Genomic DNA, 5,536 nt, shown 5'->3' on the forward strand with positions numbered 1-5,536 from the left:
GCGGAACTGGCGATCGCGGTGTTACGGGCGACGGCGGGTGATCGGTCGCGCAGCGTCTGGTAGCGCAGCAGATTCGCCACGTGCTCGCCGACCGCGTAGGGCACGGTGCCCAGGTGGTCGTCGTCGTACGCCGGGGCCCGCAGCGAGACCCGCAGCAGCGCCCCGCCGGCGGTGTACGGCGACAGTGCCAGCCCTTCGCCCTCGGTCCACGTCTCGCCGTAGCCGACCGCGTAACCGTCGACCGGGCCGTTGAACTCGAAGACGACCCGGTCGTAGCAGTCGTGCCGACCCGTGCGCACATCGATCAGCGGGGCGTCGCTCAGCGCGCCGGCCGCCTTCTCCGCGCTGCCCCAGGTGATCCCGCAGTACGCCGCTGTGGTCGTGGTGCCCTCGGCGGCGCTGCTGCCCGCGCTGGCGACCAGCCCGGCGAGGACGACCGTCAACGCGGTCAGTGTGCTCCTGATCCTCATCGTGGTTTCTCCGTTCGGTACCGGGGTCACGTCGCGGCGACGCTGCCGGTGACCCTCTGCGGCCACCGTCGTCCTGCCCCGGCACAGGCGCTTCGCTGTGACGTAACCGCCGAGTAACGGCAGGTGGTCTGACCGTCAGCCAGGTCGGCGGACGCCTGGTGCTCGGCACCTGGTAGGCACTGATCCGTCGCCGGTATGACGCTTCCGCTATGCCGAACATCGACCGTCGTCACATTAATATCGGCGTACATCGATGACCGACGGCCGACGGCCGCCGGACGACCGCAGGGAGTACCCGATGTTCCGAGGACAACTGAGACGCGCGGCGATGGCCATGCTGGTGGCGATCCTGGCGGCGGCCGGGATGCAGCTCGCCACCGGCACGCCGGCCGCCGCCGTCCGGACCGTCTACTACGACGCGAGCCGGACCGGCGAGTTCCGCACCAACTTCGACCAGGCGGCGCAGATCTGGAACAGCCGGGTCAGCAACGTCCGACTCCTGGCCGGCACCCCGGCCAGCATCACCATCTACGTCGACGACGGCTGGCCCCGCGCGCAGCCGACCGGCCTCGGCTCGGGCCGGATCTGGATGGGCCGCACGGCCGTCAACCAGGGCTACGACCGCACCCGCATCGCCACCCACGAAGTCGGCCACATCCTCGGCCTGCCAGACCGGCGCACCGGCCTCTGCTCCGACCTGATGTCCGGCAGCAGCGCACCGGTCTCCTGCCGCAACGCCAACCCCAGCACCGCCGAGGCGAGCCGGGTGAACTCGCTGTTCGCCGGCACCCTGGCCGCACCGGCCAGCACCACCTACACCTGGAACGACGCCTCGAACATCAGCCCGCTGGTCGTCGGCGGCCGGCCGGCCACGGAGAACTACCCCTTCATGGTGTACGTCTCCGGCTGCACCGGCACGCTGATCAAGGGCAACTGGGCGGTCACCGCCAAGCACTGTTCGACACCGTCCTCGGTGCGGGTGGGCAGCGTCAACCGTTCCAGCGGCGGGACCGTGGTGCGGGTGACGCGGGCGGTCAACCACCCGAGCGTCGACGTGAAGCTGCTGCAACTGGCCAGCTCGGTCACGTACGCGCCGGCCCCGATCCCGAGCACCTCCGGCGCGGTCGGCACCGCCACCCGGATCATCGGCTGGGGTCAGACCTGCGCCCCGCGGGGCTGCGGTTCGGCCCCGACCGTGGCCAACGAGCTCGACACGTCCATCGTGGCCGACAGCCGGTGCTCCGGCATCAACGGCCCGTACGAGATCTGCACCAACAACACCAACGGCAACTCCGGCGCCTGCTACGGCGACTCCGGTGGCCCGCAGGTGCGCCAGGTCAACGGAGTGTGGAACCTGATCGGCGCCACGAGCCGGGCCGGCAACAACAACTCCACCTGCGCCACCGGCCCGTCCATCTACGTCGACCTGCCGTCCATCCGGTCCTGGATCAACACCCAGGTCGGCGGCCTACCCGTCTGACCAGCTCGGACGCTGCGGGCGGAGGCGCTACAGGCGACCTCCGCCCTCGGCGCGTGTTCTAGGGGACCGGGCCACCCGCGGCGGCGAGTGCCTCCAGGAATTCCCGGAGGCGGCGCGCGCGGCGAAACCGCCCCTCGAAGAGACCGATCTGCCACGCGGCGGGGCTGTCGACGCTGCTGCGCCAGTGCTCGGCGAGCTTCTGCGTGTCAGCGTTCGCTGTCAGCGCCTCCGCTGCCGCGGGTGGCAGGTCGAGGACGAGGAGCGGGCCCCCGGGGCTGTCGCGCTCCACGCGAATGCCGCTGAGCGCACGGACCGGCAATCGCAGGTCCCACCAGGCTGGGTCATCCGGGTCGGCGTCGGCCAGTTCATCGGCCCACACTCCGCGCAGTCGGCCGCGGACCTCCCCGTCGGTGACCGACAGCATCGGGAGCCCGGCGCCGCAGGCGTACCAGGCGCCGGCGCCGATGTTCGCCATCAGCCACAGCAGAGGGGCGGCCACCACCACGGCGGGCACAGCGACGAACGGCAGCCACGGCACCTGGGCGGCCAGCGGCACGGTCACGAGGAGGGCCAGGACCCCGGCGACCATCAGGCCGAGAACCCCGCCGACAGTCATCGGGCGCATCTGGTAACCGGCCTTGATCGGCCGCAGCGTGCCAAGCATCCGCAGCAGCCGTCGACGCATGCGCAGCTCTGGCGCCCCGGTGCTCACGGCTGGCCGAGGCCGGCGCGCAGCTGCTCGAGTTTGTCCCGCTGCGCGTCGACGAGCCGCCGATACTGGGCGACCTGTTCCTGGGCCTGCCGTACCGCGTCGGCGCCGTACATGTCGGTGCTCTGAGTGACCTGCGAGACCGCGTCCGCCAGGCTGGCGCTGGCCGCGTCGGCGGCCCGGCCAGCGGCGGCAAGGATCGCCTCTCGCAGCTCGTAGGTCTGCATCCGTCGGGTGCCCGCCGCCAGGTCGATGTCGACGAGGCGACCGCTCGCGTCGCACGTCGCGCGCACCAGCTCCGCGTCGTCGGTGCCCTCGCCGGTGAGGTTCTGCATGGCGGCGGCGAACCGGGTCGCCTGCTCGGCCATTCCCTCGATCCGGCGTTGCACGTCTGGGTCGATCACGAACGCTCCTTACAGCGGAGGTCAGGCGAAGTTCTCGCCGACGCGGAACTCGGTCAGATCCGGTGTGCCCGCCGCACCGTCGTCCGGCAGCGCCAGCAGCTTCAGAAAATCCTTGGCAAGCCCGTTGATGAGTGCCAGGACCAGCCCGCCCAGCGCGGTCACCCCGGCGATCATTGTGGTGGTGGAGCCGGCGACAGCGGCCCCGGCCGCCTGGATGATCGGCTCCAGCGCGGGGGCGAAACCGGGTATGAGTTGGGCACCGCGCATGGTGATCAACCAGGTCAGGAACGGCACCGTCATCGCGCCCAGGGCGAGCCACAGACCGGTGAGGGCGATGTCCAGAGAGTGCAGGGTCTCGCCGAGGGTGCGGATGTATGCGCCAAGCTCGTCGAGATGGGCCTTGAGCTTGGTCGACATGATGACGAAGCTGTCCTTGCCCTGGCCCTTCCAGGTCGCGGTCGCCGCCGAGCAGATCTTGTCGAAGTTCGCGTTGAGCGCCTTCTGCAGATTGTCGCCGTGACGAATCAGATCGGCACCGGCCTGGGCGATACCGATGGGGTTGGCCACGAACAGGGCCGCGCCGGTCACACCGACGATGAACGTCGGGCACAGCGCGGCGCAGGCCGACAGGCCAGCCATGATCGCGCCGATCTCCGCCAGCGTGATCGAGGCACCAGCGGCGACGAGCAGCGCCGGATCCTGGGTGAGCTGGGCAGCACTGGTCTTGCCGTAGTCATCGCCGAAACTGCTCGTCGGCACCGGCGTGCCACCGAACCCACCCACGTGCAGGCTCTCCGCGCGCTCGTACTGATCCGCGACGACGCCGAGTTTCTCGCCGATCTGCCGGCACACGTCCGCAGCACCCCGAACGTCCTTCACGAGGAATTCGACACGCTGGATGTAGGCCGCCTCCGCCGCCGACAGGGCGATGCCGAAGCCGGGCGCATCAATGGCGGAGTTGCGGGCGAACTCGTCCGCCTCGGTCGCGTAGTCCTCAGCGATCGTGGTGCCGAGGGTTCGCGCACGCTCGCGAACGTCAACCGGGTCCACCGCGAAATCGACCATGCCGCCCCCTCGCTCCCCGCCGCGTTCCTGGCATCGTAGGCGAGGAGGGCGCAGCCGGCTGTCCTCGAACCTGACACGCGTTCGTCGCCCCGGTGTGCGGTGTCACCCATGCGATCCCACTACGCGGTACGGTGCGTGGCATATCGGCACATCGGAGGTGGTCGTCATGCCTACCGTCGTCGTCCTCGCGCTGACCCTCGCCCTCGCGCCCGCGCCGTCCCCGTCGACCACCTCGAACCCGCTCGGTGACATCGTCGGCGGCGTCCGCCAGATCGTCGACGACCTGCTCGGCGGCGACACGCCGAGTGCCGCTCCGACGCCGAGCGCCACCCCCACCGCGGCGGCCACGCCGAGTCGGCCGCCGGTCGCCGGTCGGCCCAGCCCGGTGACACCCGTCGCGATCCCCGGGCCAGCCGGGTCGACGAGCGGCGTCCCCGCACCCGCCGTCCCGGATCGCCGCGCCGCCGGCGGGGGCACCGGCACCCGCGAGGCCGCCGTGCCCCGGCGCGACGGCGACACCCCCGCACCGACCCCGCCGCCGGCCCTGGCCAACCCCACCCGGAATGCCTGGCCACCCGCGTCGTACCTGCTGGTCGTGGCGGTCCTCGCGGTGCTGGCACTGCTGCTCCTGCGCCGCCGGGCACCGGCCCCCGCCGCCGCACCCGACCCCGGTCCGGTACCGGACTCCGGGCCGGCGCCGGATCCCGGCCCGGTGCCGGACAACGTCAGCCGACTGCCGACCAGCCTCAACGCCATCTACGAGATGGGCCGGCAGGACGAGCGCCTCGAGCAGGAGCGCCGCCGCCGTTCCTGACGGCACGCCGTCCTCATGACGCCGAGTAGGCGCCCTCACGCCGGGGGACCGCGTCGTCGTAGGCCCCGACCGGCCCGCTGTAGCGGGCCTTGCCCTTCGGGTACGGCCAGGCGTTCGCGGTGCAGCCGTGCAGGCCCAGCGTCTGCTGCTGCATCACCGGCGCCGGCCGCCCCCGCCCGGGGCACCGTTCGTGGCCGTGCCCGAGTTTGTGGCCCACCTCGTGGTTGACCATGTACTGCCGGTAGGTCTCCAGTGTCGCGCCGTAACCCGGCACCCCCTTGACCCAGCGCGCCACGTTGAGTACCACCCGGCCACCGTTGCGGCAGGAGGTGTAGGCGTCCGGCACGTCCTGGCAGAGGGTGTCGCGGGTGCCGGGAGTCGCCAGGTAGATGGTGAAGTCGGTCGGTTCGCCGGCACCGACCCGGCGCAACCGCCACGCCCCACCCGCCGTCCACCCGCGTGGGTCGTTCAGCGTCGCGGTGATCGCCGTGGCGACGTCCGTGGCGAGGTTCGTCAACATCTCGACCGACAAGGCCGCCGACCCGGTCAGTGTTCTCGGCTACTCCAAGCGGATCACGGAGCGGTTGACCGCGA

6 protein-coding genes and 3 pseudogenes are annotated in these 5,536 nt (G+C 71.5%); 4 read left to right on the forward strand and 5 right to left on the reverse strand.

Going from position 1 to position 5,536, the window contains the following annotated elements; translation table 11 throughout:
- A partial coding sequence (locus ABZ749_RS28155; RefSeq protein ID WP_357233102.1) for a hypothetical protein occupies positions 1-470 on the reverse strand: 470 nt, incomplete at its 3' end.
- Between the two features lie 364 nt (positions 471-834).
- Between ABZ749_RS28155 and ABZ749_RS28160 the strand changes: the two are divergent.
- Positions 835-1,242, forward strand: a pseudogene (locus ABZ749_RS28160) (snapalysin family zinc-dependent metalloprotease); the annotation flags it as partial.
- Between the two features lie 18 nt (positions 1,243-1,260).
- A complete protein-coding gene (locus ABZ749_RS28165) occupies positions 1,261-1,950 on the forward strand; it encodes a trypsin-like serine protease (protein WP_357233113.1) in 690 nt (229 codons plus the stop codon).
- Positions 1,951-2,008: 58 nt separating this feature from the next.
- On the opposite strand, the gene ABZ749_RS28170 is transcribed toward ABZ749_RS28165, so the two are convergent.
- From ABZ749_RS28170 to ABZ749_RS28180, 3 genes are read right to left on the reverse strand one after another with little or no spacing between them, the layout of a single operon-like run.
- Positions 2,009-2,635 (reverse strand): hypothetical protein, encoded by a 627-nt coding sequence (locus ABZ749_RS28170; protein ID WP_357233104.1) that lies wholly within the window; start codon positions 2,633-2,635, stop codon positions 2,009-2,011.
- A 23-nt stretch (positions 2,636-2,658) separates the two neighbouring features.
- Positions 2,659-3,063, reverse strand: a complete 405-nt coding sequence (locus tag ABZ749_RS28175; protein ID WP_357233106.1) for a YbaB/EbfC family nucleoid-associated protein — start codon at positions 3,061-3,063, stop codon at positions 2,659-2,661.
- A 21-nt stretch (positions 3,064-3,084) separates the two neighbouring features.
- A complete protein-coding gene (locus ABZ749_RS28180; protein ID WP_357233109.1) occupies positions 3,085-4,128 on the reverse strand; it encodes a hypothetical protein in 1,044 nt (347 codons plus the stop codon).
- A 166-nt stretch (positions 4,129-4,294) separates the two neighbouring features.
- On the opposite strand from ABZ749_RS28180, the gene ABZ749_RS28185 reads away from it, so the two are divergent.
- The gene (locus ABZ749_RS28185) at positions 4,295-4,942 is read left to right on the forward strand and encodes a hypothetical protein (RefSeq protein WP_357233111.1); all 648 of its coding nucleotides are present in this window, start codon (positions 4,295-4,297) and stop codon (positions 4,940-4,942) included.
- 13 nt (positions 4,943-4,955) lie between these two features.
- On the opposite strand, the pseudogene ABZ749_RS28190 reads toward ABZ749_RS28185, so the two are convergent.
- Positions 4,956-5,435: pseudogene (locus ABZ749_RS28190) on the reverse strand (DUF3152 domain-containing protein); the annotation flags it as partial.
- Positions 5,436-5,442: 7 nt separating this feature from the next.
- On the opposite strand from ABZ749_RS28190, the pseudogene ABZ749_RS28195 reads away from it, so the two are divergent.
- Positions 5,443-5,536 (forward strand): annotated as a pseudogene (locus tag ABZ749_RS28195) (polysaccharide biosynthesis protein); the annotation flags it as partial.

Origin of the sequence: Micromonospora sp. NPDC047753, assembly GCF_040642735.1 — a bacterium.
GTDB lineage: Bacteria > Actinomycetota > Actinomycetes > Mycobacteriales > Micromonosporaceae > Micromonospora.

What these genes read in the sequence shown, in the direction of transcription:
- ABZ749_RS28185 (WP_357233111.1), top strand. Translation starts at nt 4,295, where the DNA reads ATGCCTACCGTCGTCGTCCTCGCGCTGACCCTCGCCCTCGCGCCCGCG.
- ABZ749_RS28170 (WP_357233104.1), bottom strand. Translation starts at nt 2,635, where the DNA reads ATGCGTCGACGGCTGCTGCGGATGCTTGGCACGCTGCGGCCGATCAAG.
- ABZ749_RS28180 (WP_357233109.1), bottom strand. Translation starts at nt 4,128, where the DNA reads ATGGTCGATTTCGCGGTGGACCCGGTTGACGTTCGCGAGCGTGCGCGA.